Annotated in this window: 17 protein-coding genes; 8 read left to right on the top strand and 9 right to left on the bottom strand. The window is 66.3% G+C overall.

Annotation, left to right across the window (positions count from 1 at the left end; all coding sequences use genetic code 11):
* The first annotated feature begins 219 nt into the window (after positions 1 to 219).
* Genes dnaN through gyrB form a run of 3 tightly spaced genes read left to right on the top strand, consistent with a single transcriptional unit; the run spans position 220 to position 5,155 of the window.
* Positions 220 to 1,341, top strand: a complete 1,122-nt coding sequence (gene dnaN / locus RLQ26_07935) for a DNA polymerase III subunit beta (protein ID MEQ9088654.1) — start codon at positions 220 to 222, stop codon at positions 1,339 to 1,341.
* Complete coding sequence (locus RLQ26_07930; GenBank protein MEQ9088653.1) at positions 1,338 to 2,645, top strand: DNA replication/repair protein RecF; 1,308 nt, start codon at positions 1,338 to 1,340, stop codon at positions 2,643 to 2,645. Before dnaN ends, RLQ26_07930 begins: the two co-directional genes overlap by 4 nt.
* Positions 2,642 to 5,155: a DNA topoisomerase (ATP-hydrolyzing) subunit B gene (gene gyrB, locus RLQ26_07925; protein ID MEQ9088652.1), complete on the top strand. Its 2,514-nt coding sequence runs from the start codon at positions 2,642 to 2,644 to the stop codon at positions 5,153 to 5,155. Before RLQ26_07930 ends, gyrB begins: the two co-directional genes overlap by 4 nt.
* Here the strand turns inward: gyrB and RLQ26_07920 are convergent.
* The 4 genes from RLQ26_07920 to cobA form a co-directional block, all read right to left on the bottom strand.
* The gene (locus RLQ26_07920) at positions 5,152 to 6,357 is read right to left on the bottom strand and encodes a multidrug effflux MFS transporter (protein ID MEQ9088651.1); all 1,206 of its coding nucleotides are present in this window, start codon (positions 6,355 to 6,357) and stop codon (positions 5,152 to 5,154) included. The genes gyrB and RLQ26_07920 overlap by 4 nt on opposite strands.
* A gap of 76 nt (positions 6,358 to 6,433) precedes the next feature.
* Complete coding sequence (locus RLQ26_07915) at positions 6,434 to 7,069, bottom strand: SCO family protein (GenBank protein MEQ9088650.1); 636 nt, start codon at positions 7,067 to 7,069, stop codon at positions 6,434 to 6,436.
* A gap of 13 nt (positions 7,070 to 7,082) precedes the next feature.
* Positions 7,083 to 7,733, bottom strand: a complete 651-nt coding sequence (locus RLQ26_07910) for a hypothetical protein (protein MEQ9088649.1) — start codon at positions 7,731 to 7,733, stop codon at positions 7,083 to 7,085.
* Entirely contained in the window at positions 7,714 to 8,571 is an 858-nt protein-coding gene (gene cobA / locus RLQ26_07905) for a uroporphyrinogen-III C-methyltransferase (protein ID MEQ9088648.1), read from the bottom strand. The genes RLQ26_07910 and cobA overlap by 20 nt, the downstream gene beginning before the upstream one ends.
* Before the next feature lie 123 nt (positions 8,572 to 8,694).
* Between cobA and RLQ26_07900 the strand changes: the two genes are divergently transcribed.
* Positions 8,695 to 9,813 (top strand): CobD/CbiB family cobalamin biosynthesis protein, encoded by a 1,119-nt coding sequence (locus RLQ26_07900; protein MEQ9088647.1) that lies wholly within the window; start codon positions 8,695 to 8,697, stop codon positions 9,811 to 9,813.
* Positions 9,814 to 9,826: 13 nt separating this feature from the next.
* Here the strand turns inward: RLQ26_07900 and RLQ26_07895 are convergent, their stop codons facing one another.
* Both RLQ26_07895 and RLQ26_07890 read right to left on the bottom strand, forming a co-directional pair.
* A complete protein-coding gene (locus RLQ26_07895) occupies positions 9,827 to 10,525 on the bottom strand; it encodes a lipid-binding SYLF domain-containing protein (protein ID MEQ9088646.1) in 699 nt (232 codons plus the stop codon).
* 110 nt (positions 10,526 to 10,635) lie between these two features.
* Positions 10,636 to 11,322: a histidine phosphatase family protein gene (locus RLQ26_07890; GenBank protein MEQ9088645.1), complete on the bottom strand. Its 687-nt coding sequence runs from the start codon at positions 11,320 to 11,322 to the stop codon at positions 10,636 to 10,638.
* A 125-nt stretch (positions 11,323 to 11,447) separates the two neighbouring features.
* Here RLQ26_07890 and RLQ26_07885 point away from each other — a divergent pair, with 125 nt between their 5' ends.
* Together RLQ26_07885 and RLQ26_07880 are read left to right on the top strand one after the other, a co-directional pair.
* Positions 11,448 to 12,644, top strand: coding sequence for a 2-aminoethylphosphonate--pyruvate transaminase (locus tag RLQ26_07885; GenBank protein ID MEQ9088644.1), 1,197 nt, complete (start codon positions 11,448 to 11,450; stop codon positions 12,642 to 12,644).
* On the top strand, positions 12,641 to 13,141 hold the full coding sequence (locus tag RLQ26_07880; protein ID MEQ9088643.1) for a DUF2141 domain-containing protein: 501 nt from the start codon (positions 12,641 to 12,643) through the stop codon (positions 13,139 to 13,141). The genes RLQ26_07885 and RLQ26_07880 overlap by 4 nt, the downstream gene beginning before the upstream one ends.
* Before the next feature lie 18 nt (positions 13,142 to 13,159).
* Here the strand turns inward: RLQ26_07880 and RLQ26_07875 are convergent, their stop codons facing one another.
* Together RLQ26_07875 and RLQ26_07870 are read right to left on the bottom strand one after the other, a co-directional pair.
* On the bottom strand, positions 13,160 to 13,984 hold the full coding sequence (locus tag RLQ26_07875) for an ABC transporter permease (protein MEQ9088642.1): 825 nt from the start codon (positions 13,982 to 13,984) through the stop codon (positions 13,160 to 13,162).
* Positions 13,981 to 14,748 carry an ABC transporter ATP-binding protein gene (locus RLQ26_07870; GenBank protein ID MEQ9088641.1) on the bottom strand — a complete coding sequence of 256 codons (768 nt, stop codon included), beginning with the start codon at positions 14,746 to 14,748 and terminating at the stop codon, positions 13,981 to 13,983. Before RLQ26_07870 ends, RLQ26_07875 begins: the two co-directional genes overlap by 4 nt.
* A 126-nt stretch (positions 14,749 to 14,874) precedes the next feature.
* Between RLQ26_07870 and RLQ26_07865 the strand changes: the two genes are divergently transcribed.
* Both RLQ26_07865 and RLQ26_07860 read left to right on the top strand, forming a co-directional pair.
* Positions 14,875 to 16,272, top strand: coding sequence for an ActS/PrrB/RegB family redox-sensitive histidine kinase (locus RLQ26_07865; GenBank protein MEQ9088640.1), 1,398 nt, complete (start codon positions 14,875 to 14,877; stop codon positions 16,270 to 16,272).
* Positions 16,273 to 16,468: 196 nt separating this feature from the next.
* Positions 16,469 to 16,987, top strand: coding sequence for an ActR/PrrA/RegA family redox response regulator transcription factor (locus RLQ26_07860; protein MEQ9088639.1), 519 nt, complete (start codon positions 16,469 to 16,471; stop codon positions 16,985 to 16,987).
* Positions 16,988 to 17,037: 50 nt separating this feature from the next.
* On the opposite strand, the gene RLQ26_07855 is transcribed toward RLQ26_07860, so the two are convergent.
* A complete protein-coding gene (locus tag RLQ26_07855; GenBank protein MEQ9088638.1) occupies positions 17,038 to 17,466 on the bottom strand; it encodes a hypothetical protein in 429 nt (142 codons plus the stop codon).
* Positions 17,467 to 17,478: the final 12 nt, after the last annotated feature.

Raw genomic sequence — 17,478 nt, 5'->3', positions numbered from 1 at the left:
AATATATTTCAATAGGTTATAGCCGGCTCAGGGGGCTGAAATCCGTAGGGTTTTAGCCAGATTCTGCTATAATGCCGCCCGGCAACAGCCCCCGTTGCAACGGCCGACCTGCCGGCGCCGTTCCGGGGGTGCCGTTCCTCCGTCGCGGGCGGTGGCCGGGTGACCAGGGCTATCCGCTGCGCCCCTTGCTCGTGTGTTCTTGAAAGTACGTTCTCAGATATGAAACTCACAATCGAACGCTCCGAACTTCTGAAATCCCTGGCGCATGTCCAAAGCGTCGTCGAGCGCCGGACCACGATACCAATCCTCTCCAACGTGCGCATAGAGGCGGGCGAGGATGGTCTCGGCCTGACGGCGACGGATATGGATATCGCGATTGTCGAAACCGCCACGGCCAAGGTGAGCCAGGGCGGGACCACGACGGCACCGGCCCATACGCTCTACGATATCGTGCGCAAGCTGCCGGACGGCTCGGAAATCCAGATCAGCCAGGACGGCGAGAAGGGCCAGCTCCACCTGCAGGCCGGGCGCTCGAAATTCCGTCTCGCCTGCCTGCCGGTGGGGGATTTTCCGTCGCTCAGCGCAGGCGACCTGCCGCATAAATTCACCATTCCGGCGGCTGATCTGCGCAGTCTGATCGACCGCACGCGCTTCGCCATTTCGACCGAGGAAACGCGCTATTACCTCAACGGCATATACCTTCATGCGGCCGAGACGGAGGATGGCAAGCCGGCCCTGCGCGCCGTGGCGACCGACGGTCACCGGCTGGCGCGCGTCGATGCCGCGCTGCCCGACGGCGCGGCCGACATGCCCGGTATTATCATTCCGCGCAAGACGGTGGGCGAATTGCGCAAGCTGATCGAGGACACCGACGGCGAGGTGGAAGTCGCGCTTTCCGACATCAAGATTTCCTTCGCCTTCGATCACGTGGTGCTGACCTCGAAGCTGATCGACGGCACCTTCCCCGATTACAACCGGGTCATTCCGCCCGACAACGACAAAATTCTCGAACTCGATTGCAAGCTGTTCGCCGAAGCGGTGGATCGGGTAGCGACCATCTCGACGGAAAAATCGCGCGCCGTGAAGCTGGCGGTGCAGCCCAAGGGGCTGACCATCTCGGCGACCAGCCCGGAGAACGGTACGGCCTCGGAAGAGCTCGAGGTGAGTTATGAGTCGGATGCCATCGAGATCGGATTCAATTCCCGCTACCTGCTTGATATCGCTCAGCAGATTGACGCCAACGGGGCACAATTCGCCATGGCCGACGCGGCCTCGCCCACGGTGGTGCGTGACCTGTCCGACCCCGGCGCCCTTTACGTCCTGATGCCGATGCGCGTGTGACGAGTCCGAACCAAAACCAGAGTCAGGTCCGGGTCAGCCCGGAACGATCGACCGGCGCCAGCGCCGCGGGTGCGTTCGAAAGCCTGACGGTCAGCCGTCTCGATCTCGCCAACTTCCGCTGCTACCCGGGGCTGCGCTTCGAAATGGGGCCGGGACCGGTGGTGCTGACGGGGCCGAACGGGGCGGGCAAGACCAACCTGCTCGAGGCGCTCTCGCTGCTGGTGCCGGGCCGCGGCCTGCGCCGGGCGCGAATTTCGGAACTGCGCACGCGGGGCGGCGCCAGCCCCTGGGCGATTGCGGCCAGGATCGAGGGGCCGCTCGGTCCGGTCGAGATCGGCACCGGCGAAAGGCCGGGCCCGGCGGACGGTCGTGACGATGCGGACGCGGGCGACGACACGCGTGCGGGAGAGGGGCATGCGGCGCGGGAAACGGCGGCACGTGAAAGGAGCGGGCGCCGGGTGGTCCGGATCGATGGCCGGTTGAGGCGCGGCCAGGCCCCGCTCGCCGATGTGATGAACGCATTATGGCTGACCCCGGATATGGATCGGATCTTTGCCGAATCGGCGGCGCAGCGCCGGCGGTTTCTTGACCGGATCGTGGCCGGGTTCGACGCCAACCACGCCGGGCGCGTCGCCACTTTCGAGCACGCGCTGCGCGAAAGATCGCGCCTGCTGCGCGATTGGGTGCGGTTCGGCCGCCCGGTAGACGGTCCCTGGCTGAGCGCGCTCGAGGAGCGCATGGCGGCCGAAGGAGTCGCGATCGCGGCCAGCCGGCGGGCGGTGGTGGCGCGGCTGGACAGGGCTTCGGCCGAGAATTCGGGTGCGTTTCCGGGCGTGCGGCTGGCGGTCACGGGGTTTCTCGAAAACGCGCTCGCGCATGGCCCCGCCCTGGAGGCGGAAGATTCGTATCGCGGGAGCCTGAACCGGACCCGGCGTATCGATGGCGAGACGGGCGGCGCGTGTGACGGGCCGCACCGCGCCGATCTGCTGGCGCACCACCGGGCGAAGGACATGCCGGCCGATCAATGCTCCACCGGCGAGCAGAAGGCGCTTCTGATTTCGATCGTGCTGTCCGTCGCGCGCCTGCAGGCTCTCGAGCATGCCCTGCCGCCGGTGCTGCTGCTCGACGAGGTGGTGGCGCATCTCGACGGGACACGCCGCGAGGCGCTGTTCCGGGAACTCGAGGGCCTTGGGGGTCAGGCCTGGCTGACGGGCACGGACGAGGCGCTGTTTGACGGGCTCAAGGGGCGGGGCCAGTTCTTCCGTGTCGCCGAGGGCGCCATCCAGCCGCGCGCGGCGACCTGAAGCGGTCAGTCGAAGACGAGGGCGCCAAAAAGATACGGTTGCAAGTGAGCAGGGATAACGGGACTGAGAACATGAGTGAAGCGACAGCCGAGCCATCGCGCGAGCAGGGTGAATACGGCGCGGAATCGATCAAGGTGCTGCGTGGCCTGGAGGCCGTGCGCAAACGGCCCGGCATGTATATCGGGGACACCGACGACGGCTCGGGCCTGCACCACATGGTCTACGAGGTTGTCGACAATTCCATCGACGAGGCGCTGGCGGGCCATTGCACGGCCATTTCGGTGACGCTGAACGGCGACGGCTCGGTCACGGTCGTGGATGACGGGCGCGGCATTCCCACCGAAATGCACTCCGAAGAAGGCGTCTCGGCGGCGCAGGTCATCATGACCCAGCTTCACGCCGGCGGCAAATTCGATCAGAACTCGTACAAGGTTTCGGGCGGGCTGCATGGTGTCGGCGTCTCCGTGGTCAACGCGCTGTCCTCGCGGCTCGACCTGACGATCTCGCGCGGCGGCAAAACCCACAAGATGCGATTCTCCAACGGCGATCCGGACGCTCCCCTGGCCGTGGTCGCCGACAGCGAGGGTCGCACCGGGACGGAGATCACCTTCAAGCCTTCGGACGAGGTGTTCAGCATCACCGAGTTCAACTTCGACACGCTCGAGCATCGCCTGCGCGAACTGGCCTTTCTGAACTCGGGCGTGACGATCATTCTTACCGACGCGCGCCGGGTTGACCCCAAGGTCGTGGAGCTTCACTACGACGGCGGCGTCAAGGCGTTCGTCTCCTATCTCGATCGTAGCCGTCAGCCGCTTCACAGCCCCGCTATCTACACCAGCAGCGAGCGTGACGGCATTACCGTCGAAGCGGCCATGGAGTGGACGGACAGCTATCACGAGACCATGCTTTGCTTCACCAACAACATTCCCCAGCGTGATGGCGGCACCCATCTGGCCGGCTTCCGCGGCGCGCTGACACGCACCGTCAACCGCTTCGCCACCGAATCGGGAATCGCCAAGCGCGAAAAGGTATCGCTGTCGGGCGACGATGCGCGCGAGGGCCTTACCTGTGTCCTTTCTATCAAGGTGCCGGACCCCAAATTCTCCTCCCAGACCAAGGAAAAACTGGTCTCGAGCGAGGTCAGGCCCGCGGTCGAAAGCGTGATCGGCGAAGCGCTGGATCGCTGGTTCGAGGAGCACCCGGCGGACGCCAGGCGCGTCATCGCCAAGGCAGTCGAGGCGGCGGCCGCGCGTGAGGCCGCGCGCAAGGCGCGCGAATTGACCCGGCGCAAGGGGGCGCTTGATATCGCCAACCTGCCGGGCAAGCTGGCTGACTGTCAGGAGCGCGACCCGGCCAAGAGCGAGCTCTTCATCGTCGAGGGCGATTCGGCCGGCGGCTCGGCCAAGCAGGGTCGCGCGCGGGCCAACCAGGCGATCCTGCCGCTGCGTGGCAAAATCCTCAACGTCGAACGCGCACGGTTCGACAAGATGCTCGGCTCGGCTGAAATCGGCACGCTGATCGCGGCCCTGGGCACGGGCATCGGCAGCGAGGAGTTCAGCATCTCGAAGCTGCGCTACCACAAGATCATCATCATGACGGACGCCGATGTCGACGGCAGCCATATCCGGACCCTGTTGCTGACATTCTTTTTCCGCCAGATGCCCGAGATCATCGAGCGCGGCCATCTTTTCATCGCCCAGCCGCCCCTCTACCGCGTCAAGCGCGGCAAGTCCGAAACCTATCTCAAGGATGATCGGCTGCTTCAGGATTACCTGATCGGCGCGGCGATGGAGGAAGCCGTCCTCACGCTGTTCGACGGCACACAGATGTCAGGCGAGGATCTTCGGCACTTCGTCGAGCGCGCGCGACGCGCCAAGCAATTGATCGAACCGCTGGCACGCAAGGTGGGTAACAGCGACGTGGTGGAGCAGGCGGCCATCCTGGGTGCACTCAACGCCGAATTGCTGGCCGATCGCGATCAGGCCGCCCAGGTTGCCGATTATACCGCCAAGCGCCTCGACGCGCTCGCGCCGCCGCTGGAGCGCGGCTGGACCGGGCGGGTGGGCGACGCGGACGCGCTCACCTTCACGCGAACGCTGCGCGGTGTCACCGAGCGGATCGAGATCGACGCCTCTCTCGTCCCCAGCCAGGAGGCCCGCGCGCTCGACGAGATGGTTGGCGAACTGCAAAAAGCCTATGCCAAGCATGGCAAACTTGTCGCCAAGGACAAGGAATACACCATCACCGGCCCGATCAGCCTGTTCGACGCGGTGACCGAGGTGGGGCGCAAGGGGACCCAGGTGCAGCGCTACAAGGGGCTCGGCGAAATGAATCCCGACCAGCTCTGGGAAACCACGCTCGACCCCAACGCGCGCTCGCTTCTGCAGGTCAAGGTGGACCATGCCGATGACGCGCAGCAGCTCTTCTCGACCCTGATGGGCGATATCGTGGAGCCGCGTCGCGAGTTCATCCAGGACAATGCCCTGAAAGTGGTCAATCTCGACGTCTAGCCCGCGCCCGGATTCTCCGCTCGTCGCGGCCACACCCGGAACCGGAACCAGGCGAAGGTCAGGCCCCCCATGAGCGCGATGGTCAGCGACATGGGCCAGGCGGTGCCGTTATCGAAAACACCGACCATGAAGCCCGTGAAGGCGGCCGACGCCATCTGGATGAACCCCAGAAGCGCCGAGGCCAGCCCGGCCGTGCGGGGAAAGGGACCCACGGCGCCCGCCTGGGCCGCCGGCAGCACCATGCCGGTCCCCATCAGGTAGATCATCATGGGCAGGATGACGGAGAATACCGTGACGATCCCCTGGGCGAGCAGCAGGATGAGGGCGAGACCCGCGAGGAGGCAGGTGGTGCTGCCGATCAGGATCATCCGGTCGATGCCCATCCGGTGGTTGAGCCGGGCAAGGATGAAGGCCCCGATCATATAGCCGATCACGACGGCGCCAAAAGCGTAACCGAAATAGGCGACCGGCACGCCCAGCACCTCGATCAGGACGAAAGCGGCGCCGGAAATAAAGGCGAACAGGCCGGAAAAGACGAGGGCCGCTGTCACGACATAGCCGAGATATGCGCCATGGCCGAGCAGCAGAGCGCTGTTGCGGATAATGGTCGCGGGGCGCAGCGCGTCGTGATCGCGCCATTTGTTGGTTTCGCTCAGCATCGTCCCGATCCCGCCAAGGATGACCAGCCCGATGAACAGGAGAACGAGAAAATTGCCTTGCCAGCCGAAGGTCACTGTTACGTAGCCACCGATCAGCGGGGCGACCATCGGGGCCAGCCCCATGGCGGTGCCCATATAGGCAAGCATGGTTGCGGCGCGCGTGGGACCGTAGATGTCGCGCACGATGGCGCGCCCCACGACCGGTCCGCAGCACGCGCCCAGCGCCTGGAAGAACCGGCCCAAAACCAGCCATTCGATATCGGGCGCGAAGGAACAGGCCGTGCTCGCGGCGGCAAAGATCATGAGGCCGCCCAGCACTACAGGCCGGCGCCCGAACCGGTCGGAGAGAGGGCCGTAGACGAGCTGTGAAATCGCGAAACCGGCGAGAAAAACAGAAAGGGTCAGCTGGATCTCGGGCACGCTGGCGCCGAAAACCTGGCGCAGTGCGGGCATGGACGGCAGATACATGTCTGTCGACAGGGGGCCGAGGGAGACCAATGCCGTCAGCAGGATGCTGACGGCAAGAGATTCGGGGCGGGGCATGGAGCAGATCCCGGAAAACGCGAGTCCCGTCCTTATAGGGGAGGGACGGCCCTGCGGCTAGGCACGGCCGGCCCGCTCACCCGCCGGCCGCAGTCTCGATCCCGGCCGCGATCTCTTCCGCGGTGGCGGTGTGGCTGAAAAAGCTCTGGAACTCGCCATCGGGCCCCATCAGATAAACGGCCGAACTGTGATCCATCACGTAATCCGTCAGCCCGGGCTCATAGGCGCCGCCTTCGGGATCAGCCTTGGCGTAATAGATCTTGAACGCGCGGGCCACGTCCCGGATTTCTGCCGGGGTTCCCGTGAGCGCCTTGAGGCGTGGATGGAAGTGGCTCGCGTAAGCCCTCATCTCGGCCACATCATCGCGCTCCGGGTCGATGGTGATGAAGACCGGCACCGTTTGCACCGCCAGTTGGGGCCGGCGCTCTTCCAGCGCGAAAAGCGCCTGGGTCATCGTCTGCAGTGTCATCGGGCAGATATCGGGGCAGAAGGTGAAGCCGAAATAGACCAGCCAGTATTTCCCGGTGAGCTCGGCGCTCGAGAATTTCTCGCCGGTTTCGTCCGTCAGCGTAAACGGGCCGCCGATTGTCACCTCCGGCGCGGTCTGGTCCGGTGCCGGCGTATGCGTTCGGACATAGGTGTAGAACCAGGCGCCGACGGCGAGGGCCGTCAGGAGCGCCAGCGACGACAGGACAAGTGGTTTCTTGTTCATTTGCACATCTCCACTAAAGGCCGGCCGGGGCCGGGCCAAGTATAACCGGGGCGATCTCGCGGGGACCCGCCTCGCGGAGCGCCGAGATCGCCGATGCCGGCGCAACCGCCTCATCGACGATCACGAAAACATCCTCGGCCGCGAAGCCGGCCGCGATCCAGGCGGCCGGGGAGTCCGCCGGACTCCGGCTGTCCGGCCCGGGGTCCCACCGCGGCACGCCAGCGCGCGTCGAACCTGCCGGCGGGAAATCGGGTTCGCCCGCAGGCGACGGCTGGCGCCCGGGCGGCGCCAGGCCGGCGGCATAGATCCAGCCCGCGAGCGCGCCGCCATTGGCGAGGACCTCGCTTTCGGACGCGATCACGCCCAGCCCCATGAGGGCAGCCAGGGGCGGGGCCGCTTCGGCCGGGTCCGGACGGGCGAGAAAGTTCGCGCAGAATCCGTCCGGACTCGCGCGCCAGGCCGGGTCGAGTTTTTCGTAGAAATCGGTGAGCAGCCGGTCGGCCCCCGCCTCGGTCGTCAGCAGGGCGAAATCCGCGCGGCCGATCCCGGCGGCCCGGAAAAGGCTGAAGAGACGGACCAGCGCGGCTCGTTCGGTGAAGCGCGCCACCGTCTCGCGGCCGCTCGCGGCCGCCGGTGTCCGGGCATCAGTCGAGGCTTTCGTCATCGATTTCTTCTCCCGGCCCGGTCTCGGGCGGCGTGGTGGCAACTTCGTTGGCCCAAGCCAGAAGCGGGTGCAACCGCGCCACCTGACCCACGACGATAATGGCGGGCGGGGTGAGTGCAGCCGTTTCCGCATCGGCGGCCGCGTGTTGCAGCGTGGTCTCAATAACGCGCTGGCCCGGGCCGGTCGCCCGGCTGACGATCGCCACCGCCTCGTCACGCGCGCGGCCACCAGCCATGAGCCGCGCGGCGATCCGCTGCAGCCGGTTCAGTCCCATATAGATCACGATCACCGGCGACGATCGGGCGAGCCCTTCCCAGTCCACAAGATCCGGCACGTCGCCGCCCGCCATATGTCCGGTGACGAAGGTTACGGCGGTATTGATGCCGCGCTGGGTTACGGGAATGCCGGCATAGGCGAGCCCGCCGATCCCGGCCGTGATGCCGGGCACCACGCGAAACGGGACATGCGCCGCCGCCAGGGCCAGGGCCTCGTCGCCACCCCGGCCGAAAACGAACGGGTCGCCCCCCTTGAGGCGCAGCACCCGGTATCCCTCGCCCGCGAGTGCCACGAGACGCTCGGAGATCTCCGCCTGGCTGGGCTGGGGCGCGCCCGCCCGCTTGCCGGCAAATTCGCGCACGGCATCGGCACGGGCCAGCGCGAGGACCCGTTCATCCACCAATGCGTCATAGATGATCACATCCGCCTGGCGCAGCCCCTCAACAGCGAGAAGCGTGAGCAGGCCCGGATCGCCCGGCCCCGCGCCCACGAGCCACACGCTACCCGGCGGAAATTCCACCGGGACGGGCCGATCGCTTGGCACATCTGAGGACGGGGCCATGGCGGCTCTTTAGCCGTTTTTGCCCGGGCTCGCCAGAGGGGGCCGCCAGAGCGGCCCCCAGCGTGGCCCCAGCGAGGCTTCCAGCGAGGCCGAGCCGGCATCCGGCGCGTCCGGTTTCCGGCGTTGACGCCCCCGGGCCTGCCTCCCATTCTGCGCGCCATGAACCCGCTGTCCCCCGTCCCCGAAATCGCGCTTCTCCCGGCGCTGACCGCCGCGCTCGATCTTGGCCTCGGCGACCTGGGCGCGCTCAGCCTCGCGGCTGTGCCGGATGCGCTGGTCGTGGTGCTGGCCGCGCTCGGCCTCGATCTCCTGTTTGGCGGGCCCCGGGGTCTGCGCACCGTGACGCCGGGACCGCGGCAGATTTTCCAGGGCTGGGCGGCGGGGCTCGAGCGCCGGCTGAACCGCTCCAAGCGCAGCGCCCGCGACCGCCAGGTGCGGGGCTTCCTTGCGGTGGTCAGTCTCGCCCTTGCGGGCGCGGCGATTGGCAGCCTGCTGCATCTCCTCGCGCTCAACCTGCCGCCCGAGCTGCCATTCGGCTTTGTCATCGAATTGCTGGCGGTGACGGCGATGCTGTCGCCGCGTTACGCGCTCGGCCATCTGCGCAAGATCGCCCGCGCACTCCGGTGGGGAGGGCTGAACGCGGGCGCGGCCGCGCTCCGGGAGTTCCTCGGTCCCGACGACGACACGCTTGACGAGCACCTCATCTCGCGCCGCGCCATCGAGGCCGCCGCGCGGGCCAGCCTGTCGCGCCTTGCGGGGCCGGTCTTCTGGTACGTGCTGCTCGGATTGCCGGGTCTGTTCGCCTATGTGGCGATCTGCGAATCGACGCATACCATGGCCAGTTATCAGCATCGTCATCTCGCCTTCGGCTCGCTCGTGCGCGGACTCGACGACGCCGTGAACTACCTGCCGGCCTGGCTTGCCGCCGGTCTGTTCGCCCTGGCCACGTTGATCGCGCCGACGACCCGCCCGGGCGAAGTGTTTCGCGTCATTCTGCGCGACGCGCGCCGTCATCCGTCACTGTCGCTCGGCCCGGTGATCGCCGCCCTGGCGGGCGCGCTGGGGCTGACGCTGGCCGGGCCGCAACGGGTCGACGGGCATCAGCGCGGGGGAGAATGGATCGGCGAAGGTCGCGCGATGGCCACGGTCGCGGATATCACCCGCGCGGCCTATCTTTATGCCGTCGCCAATCTGTTTCTGGCGGCGGGGCTCGCCCTGGCCCTGCTGTTCACCGGGAGCTGAGGCGCAAGATCGCCTAGCGCATCAGCGCCTGGCGCAGCCGGTCAGCACCCGGATTCGAGATCCTGCCCTGGATGATCGCCACCGGTTCCGTATCGCCGCCATAATAGATGCGGTTCCAGTCGTTGCGGTCCGCGATCACGGAGCCCTCGACGGAGCCCCCGGCAAACAGGCCAGCGGACTTGGCGAAGGCCACGATGTCGGCGCCGACATTGGTTGTCGCGGCCGCCTCGCGCCCGACCCCGATGGGGCCAAGCGCGGCGCTCACATCGGCGCCCAGCTTCACCTTGTGACTGAGCACCGCCTCGAGCGCCCCCTGATTGCGAATGACAAAAACCACATCGGAGGTCTCGGCGCCGAATTGCAGGCCGAAACTTGCGCTGCCCACGGTGTAGAAGGCGGGCGCGCTCCACTCGCCGGTCTGATGGCGCGCCAGCAGCACCCCGCTACCGCCCTCGGCGCCGAAGAAGAAGCCGGCCTTCAGCATGTTGGGCACGATCAGCACGCCTGCCGCCGTGTCCAGCATCGGTCCCAGTTCACGCTGATCGGGACCACGCAGCAGGTCCTGGAGGGCGACGGTCGCCCGGTCCACGAGAATCTGGGGCTGGCTCGACTCGGCCCGGGCGCGGCCACTCGCAAGGGCGGTGCACAGAACGATTATGATGACGAGGGAGGCTCCAATCAGCCTGCCGGAGGCGTGACGGGTGTGAATCATGACGGGGCTCCTGCGGTGAGGGTGCCGGTAAGGCTTGAGCTTCTCATAACCGGAAATTGCGGCTGTTCATGGGCGGATGGCGGATGGCGGGCGGCGGGCGGCGAGAGGGATCATCCGCGGGTGGAAAAATCGGGGTACCGCAGCGATAAATTCGTGACATGCACGCGCCAGACGCCGCGCGCCGTAAGGAATTTGGCCTCCGCCGGATCGGGTTCGATATGGCGCAGATGGGTGATGGAAAGATTATCAACCTCGAAGGCGAGCGCCTGCTCGGGTGTGAGCTCCATGGCCCGGCCCAGCGCCGCCCGGACCGTCCCGCCATGCACCACGACCACGATCTCGCGTCCGCCGTGGTGGTGCAACAGTCGGTCGATTGCGGCCGTCGTGCGCCGCAACTGGGACTCGAAACTCTCGCCGCCCGGCGGCGGCTCGCGTGCCGGGTTGGCCCAGAACCGCTCGGACTGCTCGTCCTGCCAGGTTGCGATGGCCTCATAACCCAAACCCTGCCAGTGACCGAAATGCTGTTCCGCCAGATCCGGGTCTTCCGCCACCGGACTGTCCGGGCGCGGGGTCATGATTTCGCGGAGAGCCGCCGCCGTTTCCTTGGTCCGCTTCAGATGGCTGGTGATCCACAACGCGTCCGGCGGCAGGCAGTCGGCCACGCGCGCGAGCCAGGCCGAATCGGAAACATCGGCCGACACGTCCAGATGACCGTAGGCCTTGCGGGCCGGGTCGCGACCTTCGGGGTCGATGACGGGGGCATGCCGGACAAGCCAGAGGCCGGTGGTGACGCTCAATTCCGCTTCCCGTTTGGCCCGCTCATGACAGTTCCTCGCTCCTTGCCGGCCCTTTCGTCCCGGTCTTGCGCCGCGGGCGGCCGGCGATGATGATGTGTCGGCCACCCCGTGATAGGTCAATAAACATGTCTCACGACCCGACACAAGATATCCCGCCCGGCCAAGCGCGGCTGCTGCTGACGCCCGGCCCGCTCACGACCGCGCCGGCGACGCGCCGGGCGATGCTGCGCGATTGGGGCTCGCGCGATGGCGACTTCATCCGCCTCACCCGCGACGTTCTCGACCGGCTCGTCCGGATCGCCTGCCTCGAAACGCGCCGGGCGTCGCTGCCCGGCCGGCCGGCCGCGACGGATGCCTTTGTTGCCGTTCCGGTCCAGGGCTCGGGCACGTTTGCCGTCGAGGCGACGCTCGCCACGCTGATCGCGCCGGAGAACAGGACCCTGGTCCTGATCAACGGCGCGTACGGCCGGCGCATCGAAACCATCCTCCAGCGCCAGAGGAAGCGCGTCGTCACCCTGACCTGGGCGGAGGACGTCCCCATCGCACCGAGGGACGTGGCACGCACACTCGAGCGCGAGGCCGACATCACCCATGTGGTGATGGTCCATTGCGAGACGACTTCGGGCATTCTCAATCCGCTCGCCGATGTGGCGCGCGTCTGTCGCGCGGCCGGCCGGGCGCTCATTGTCGATGCCATGAGCAGCTTTGGCGCGCTGCCGCTGGATGCCGCCCGGCTCGGGCTGGCGGCGGTCATCGCCTCATCCAATAAATGCCTCGAAGGCGTGCCGGGGCTCGGCTTCGCGGTTATCCGGCGCGAGGAGCTGGCAGGCTGCGCGGGGAATTCGGCCTCGCTCTCGTTCGATCTTTACGAGCAGAATCAGGTGCTGGAGGCGACAGGCCAGTGGCGGTTCACGCCGCCCACGCATGTCCTGGCCGCGCTGGCCGAAGCGCTTGCCGAGCACGAGGCGGAGGGCGGTGTCGCCGGGCGCTTTCGACGCTATGCCATGAACTGCCGGACCCTGGTGGAAGGCATGGGCAGACTAGGCTTCGTGCCGCTTCTGCCCCCGGCCTTGCAGGCGCCGATCATCGTGACCTTTCGCATGCCGGCCGCGCCCGGTTTCAGCTTCCCCGAATTTTACGATGCGCTGGCCGCGCGGGGATTTGTGATCTATCCGGGCAAGCTTACCGCGGCCGAAAGTTTTCGCATGGGATGTATCGGGCACCTGACGCCGGACGACATGGCCCGCGCCGTCGAGGCGGTGGCGGCGGTACTCCGCGATATGGGCGTTGGCGATGGCCGGCCACGGGAGGCTGCGTCATGATCCGCCAGGCATGGCCCAGGTGCCGGTGCCGGCTGGCCGTGGTTCTGCTTGCGGTCTTTCTCGGGGCGACGCCTGCGGGCGGTGCGGTGCGGGGGCAGACGGAGAGGCCGGAACCGGCCGCGCGCGAAACCGGCGCCCGGCTCGTGCTTGATCTGCATGGGATCAGAAACGCGAACGGTCTCGTGCGGATCGCCATCTTCGACCGGGCCGGGGAGTTTCCCGAGGGTGAGGAAATTCGCAAGATCGCCGTACCGGCGACGCCAGGCAGCCTGCAGGTGGTGACGAACGGGCTGGCGCCCGGGCGCTATGCCATCGCGTTTTTCCATGACGCTGACGGAGACGACAGGTTCCGGACAAATTTTCTGGGCCTGCCGCGCGAGGGATTCGGGTTTTCCCGCGATCCCGTCGTCTTTCTCTCGGCGCCGGATTTTGAAGACGCCGCAATCACGCTCGAAGGGCCTGAAACGACGGTCTCGGCCACCATGAAGTACTGGTGATGCCGGCGCGGCCGGCGGTTACTCGCCGATATTCAGAAGCAGGCCGCGCTTGCGCGCAATCTCGAAAATCCACAGAAAGAATCCGGCCGCGGCGACGATATAGACGACGTTCAGCGCCATGGCACTCGCGAACAAATCAGTGCGAAACACCCCCTCGATCAGCACCGCGCGCATTCCTTCGAAGACATGGGCCGAGGGGAGCGCCCAGGCAACCGGCTGCAGCCAGCCGGGCAGAACGGAAATCGGATAATAGATTCCGCTGACGGGGGCGACGGCGAAAATTGTCAGCCAGGCGAGGCTTTCCGCGCCCAGCCCCAGGCGCAGCACCAGGGCCGAGACCAGGAGCCCGATGGCCCAGCCCATCACCATGAGATTGACGAAGAAGGCCACCAGCGGCAGGCCCAGTTCGAAAATCGAGAACTGATAGAGGGGGATGGCCAGCAGCGCGGCCGGCGTGATGCCGATCAGGGTGCGGATGAGGCTCATGGTCATGAGCGAGAGAATGAGCTCGTGCGGGCGGAGGGGCGTGACCATGAGCTGACCCAGGTTGCGCGACCACATTTCCTCCATGAAAGACAGGGACAGGCCGAGCTGGCTGCGGAACATGATGTCCCATAGCAGGACCGCCGCAAGCAGGATGCCGGTTGCCTGCGCGACCCAGGAACTGTTGGTCATGAAGAACTGGGTGATGAAGCCCCAGAGGATGATCTGCACCGTGGGCCAGTAGCAGAGCTCGAGAATTCGCGGCCATGAGCCACGCAGCAGATAGACATAGCGCATCACCATCGCCCCGATGCGCCGGAGCGGGGAGCCGCCTGGGCCGCGGTCGAACTCGGCGGTCATGATCCTGCCTCCGCCCGATCGGCTTCGGGCGTGTCCCGCGCGATATGCAGGAACACCTCCTCCATATCACGCCGGCCATAGCGCCGGATCAGCTCGTCGGGCGCGCCGCGATCCACGATCGTGCCGTTCTTCATCATCAGCACCCGGTCGCACAGCCGCTCCACCTCGGTCATGTTGTGCGATGCGAGCAGGATGGTGGCGCCGGTCCGGTTCTGGTAGTCGCTGAGATAGCGGCGAACGAAATCCGCCGTGTCGGGATCGAGCGAGGCGGTGGGTTCATCGAGGAGCAGCACGTCGGGCTCGTTCAGGAGTGCCTTGGCGAGGGCGACGCGGGTTTTCTGTCCCGAAGAAAGTCGTCCGGTCGGCCGTGTCAGAAGCGGGGTGAGATCGAGATCGGATGCGAGGCCGTCGATCCGCGCGTCCGGGTCGGGGACGCCATAGAGGTTCGCGTAGATGCGCAGGTTTTCATACACCGTAAGCCGGTGGGGGAGATCGACATAGGGTGAGGAAAAATTGAGCCGTGGCAGAACGCGAAAGCGATGGCGCAGCATGTCCTGGTCCAGAATCCGGATTTCGCCGCTGGTCGGCAGCAGGAGCCCCAGCAGCATCGAAATGGTTGTCGTCTTGCCCGCGCCATTGCCGCCCAGAAGCGCCGTGGTGCTACCGGCCGAGACGGTGAAGCTGATGCCGTCTACCGCGGCTGTTGAGCCAAAATGTTTGACCAGGTTTCGGACATCGATCACGGCAAACGGAACGTCGGACATGGGTGAGAGGACTTTCTAGCGGGCAAGGAGGCGGTTTCTGGTCTGGTGACTGCGTGCGCGTTATAACATCATTGATGGCGGCCTGCGCGGTAGTTCGATCAACTGATTATTCGGGGTCCGGTGCCAATGGCGTCTTTTTCCGATCCGGCCAATTCCGCGACAGGGGGGAATGGTGCGCCCGCGGTGGCGGCCACCGCGCTGGACAAGAGCCAGATCGACATGGGCCGCCCGGCGCGGGTGCGCGCCCGCACGCTGGTTCTGATCCGCTGGATCGCTGTCACCGGCCAGGCGATCACCGTCCTCGTGGTGCATTATCTGATGGGCTTCCATCTGCCCATCGACCTCGCCATGATGACGGTGGCCGCGTCGGCCGCGCTCAACCTGGTGCTGACCTGGCGCACGCAACGCCATCTTCATCTGGGCGACCGGGAAGCCACATGGTATCTCGCCTTCGATGTGTTGCAGCTTGCGACCCTGCTGCAATTGACGGGCGGCCTGCTAAACCCCTTTTCAATTCTCCTGATGGGGCCGTTGACGATCGCGGCGACAATCCTGTCGCGCTTTCGCATGATCCTGTTGTGGGCACTTTGCGTTGCCTGTATCTCGGTGCTGGCGGTCTGGCACGAGCCGCTGCCTTGGCAAGGTGCCGCGCCGCCCATCCCGACGGTCTATGTCCTCGGCCTCTGGGTGGCGCTGGTGCTTGGTGCCAGCCTGATCGCCGCCTATGGCTGGCGGGTGGCCGAGGACGCGCGGCGCCTGTCCAACGCGCTCGGCGCGACGCAACTGGCGCTCGATCGCGAACATCGCGTGTCGGAACTGGGGGCAATGGCTGCGGCCACGGCGCATGAGCTGGGCAGTCCGCTCTCGACTATCGCGGTCGCGGTCAAGGAATTGAGCAGCGAGGCGCTGGCCGATGCGCCCGACCACGTGCGCGACGATTTGCAGCTTCTGACGGAACAGGTCGCGCGGTGCCGCGATATCCTGGCCAGCCTCGGACGGCTCTCGAGCGCCAATGCCGGAGAAGCACTCCTGCGTTTCGAGACCCTGCCACTCTCCCAACTCATGGCGGAGCTTGGTCAAAAATTCGCGGACGATGGCACCGGTCCTGGGGTGGCTTTCGACGTGGACCGCCACGCCGACAAAGACAACCCCGAACCCGTTGTCCGGCGAACACCCGAACTGATGCACGGACTCGGAAATCTGGTGCAAAATGCCCTGCAGTTTGCCCGTCACCGCGTGGTCGCCGAGATCCGTTGGTCGGCCACGTCCGTGGAAGTTCGCCTCTTGGATGATGGCCCCGGGTTTCCGCCGGCCATCCTGGCGCGCCTCGGCGAGCCCTATCTCTCGAGCCGGTCCGGCACGGGAGAACATTTGGGTCTGGGCATTTTCATCGCCGAAACCCTGCTGGGGCGCATGGGTGCGACGCTTGATTTCGCCAACCCGTCACCCGCCAGCCGCAAGGGGCTGGGGGGCGCCCGGGTCACCATACTCTGGCCGCGCGAGGCTCTGGACGTGACGCCGTGATCGGCCCATATAAATCCGACGTATACTCTACCGCGCCGCGCCCGAAAGGGTGCGATATCGCCACAGGAACAGCCAGCGCACGACGGACGGGGACATGACGGACCAGGACACGGCGGACCAGGACGCGGCGGACCAGGACACGGCGGATAATGTGACGCGCCGGGCGGCGGCCGATCACCGGGCGGCCGGCCGCGATATGTCGCTTCTCATCGTGGATGATGACGGTCCCCTGCGCGAGCGGCTCGGCCGCGCGATGGAGCGCCGCGGCTTCGATGTGCGGACCGCCGGCAGCAAGACAGAGGGCGTGGTCGTGGCCCGCGAATTCCGCCCGGCCTATGCCGTCGTCGATTTGAGGCTGGAGGACGGCAGCGGACTCGATGTGGTCGGCGAGTTGCGTGCCGCGCGCCCTGATGTGCGGGCCATCGTGCTTACGGGCTATGGAAATATCGCGACGGCCGTGGTGGCGGTCAAGGCGGGCTTCGTCGACTACTTGCCCAAGCCCGCGGATGCCGACGCAGTCCAATCGGCGCTTCTTGCCACGGCCGATCCGTTACCGCCGCCGCCCGAACAACCGATGTCGGCCGACCGGGTGCGCTGGGAACATATCCAGCGCGTCTACAATCAGTGCGATCGCAATGTTTCGGAAACGGCGCGGCGCTTGAACATGCATCGCCGCACCCTGCAACGGATTCTGGCGAAGCGCGCGCCGCAATAGCAGGCGAGGGCGAGCCTACCGGCTCAGAGATGAAGGCCGAGCCTACCGGCTCAGAGAGAGTTGGCGACGTAGTGGAGCGCCAGCATGGCGGCGATGCCGAGAAGCAGGATGCTGCCCGCCGTCAGGATGATTCCAAAAGAAAAGGTGTTGTCTTTCTGCGGCGCCGCGGCCCGGCGCTTGCCCATGATCTCGCCGCCGCCGGTCGGCCTGGCGGCCGCCGGCCGCTTCATCTGGCGCTGTTTTTCGGCCGCCTGATTATTGCTCTCGGCGACGCTTGAACTGCGATAGACGATGCGGTTCGTCGTGTCGTTGGTGTTTTCGTCGTAGTCTTCCTGCACGACGCGCACCGCACTGTGCCGCCGGCTTTCGGCCACGCGCCGGGCTTCAAAAAGCGCGAGCTCCTTGTCATCGAAGATTGAATCAATCTTCCAAGTCCCCATGCGGTAGGTCTGAAGCTCGTATGAGACGATCTTGCCCAAAAGTTGCTCCGT

Source organism: Alphaproteobacteria bacterium (assembly GCA_040220875.1).
GTDB lineage: Bacteria > Pseudomonadota > Alphaproteobacteria > JAVJVX01 > JAVJVX01 > JAVJVX01.
This window is presented reverse-complemented; position numbering and strand designations above follow the sequence as displayed.

Excerpts from the sequence above, each read along its gene's own strand:
- RLQ26_07885 (MEQ9088644.1), top strand. The coding sequence starts at position 11,448 with ATGTCTCACGACCCGACACAAGATATCCCGCCCGGCCAAGCGCGGCTG.
- RLQ26_07880 (MEQ9088643.1), top strand. The coding sequence starts at position 12,641 with ATGATCCGCCAGGCATGGCCCAGGTGCCGGTGCCGGCTGGCCGTGGTT.
- RLQ26_07895 (MEQ9088646.1), bottom strand. The coding sequence starts at position 10,525 with ATGATTCACACCCGTCACGCCTCCGGCAGGCTGATTGGAGCCTCCCTC.
- cobA (MEQ9088648.1), bottom strand. The coding sequence starts at position 8,571 with ATGGCCCCGTCCTCAGATGTGCCAAGCGATCGGCCCGTCCCGGTGGAA.
- dnaN (MEQ9088654.1), top strand. The coding sequence starts at position 220 with ATGAAACTCACAATCGAACGCTCCGAACTTCTGAAATCCCTGGCGCAT.
- RLQ26_07860 (MEQ9088639.1), top strand. The coding sequence starts at position 16,469 with ATGTCGCTTCTCATCGTGGATGATGACGGTCCCCTGCGCGAGCGGCTC.
- RLQ26_07870 (MEQ9088641.1), bottom strand. The coding sequence starts at position 14,748 with ATGTCCGACGTTCCGTTTGCCGTGATCGATGTCCGAAACCTGGTCAAA.
- RLQ26_07920 (MEQ9088651.1), bottom strand. The coding sequence starts at position 6,357 with ATGCCCCGCCCCGAATCTCTTGCCGTCAGCATCCTGCTGACGGCATTG.
- RLQ26_07910 (MEQ9088649.1), bottom strand. The coding sequence starts at position 7,733 with ATGACGAAAGCCTCGACTGATGCCCGGACACCGGCGGCCGCGAGCGGC.
- RLQ26_07875 (MEQ9088642.1), bottom strand. The coding sequence starts at position 13,984 with ATGACCGCCGAGTTCGACCGCGGCCCAGGCGGCTCCCCGCTCCGGCGC.
- RLQ26_07915 (MEQ9088650.1), bottom strand. The coding sequence starts at position 7,069 with ATGAACAAGAAACCACTTGTCCTGTCGTCGCTGGCGCTCCTGACGGCC.
- RLQ26_07865 (MEQ9088640.1), top strand. The coding sequence starts at position 14,875 with ATGGCGTCTTTTTCCGATCCGGCCAATTCCGCGACAGGGGGGAATGGT.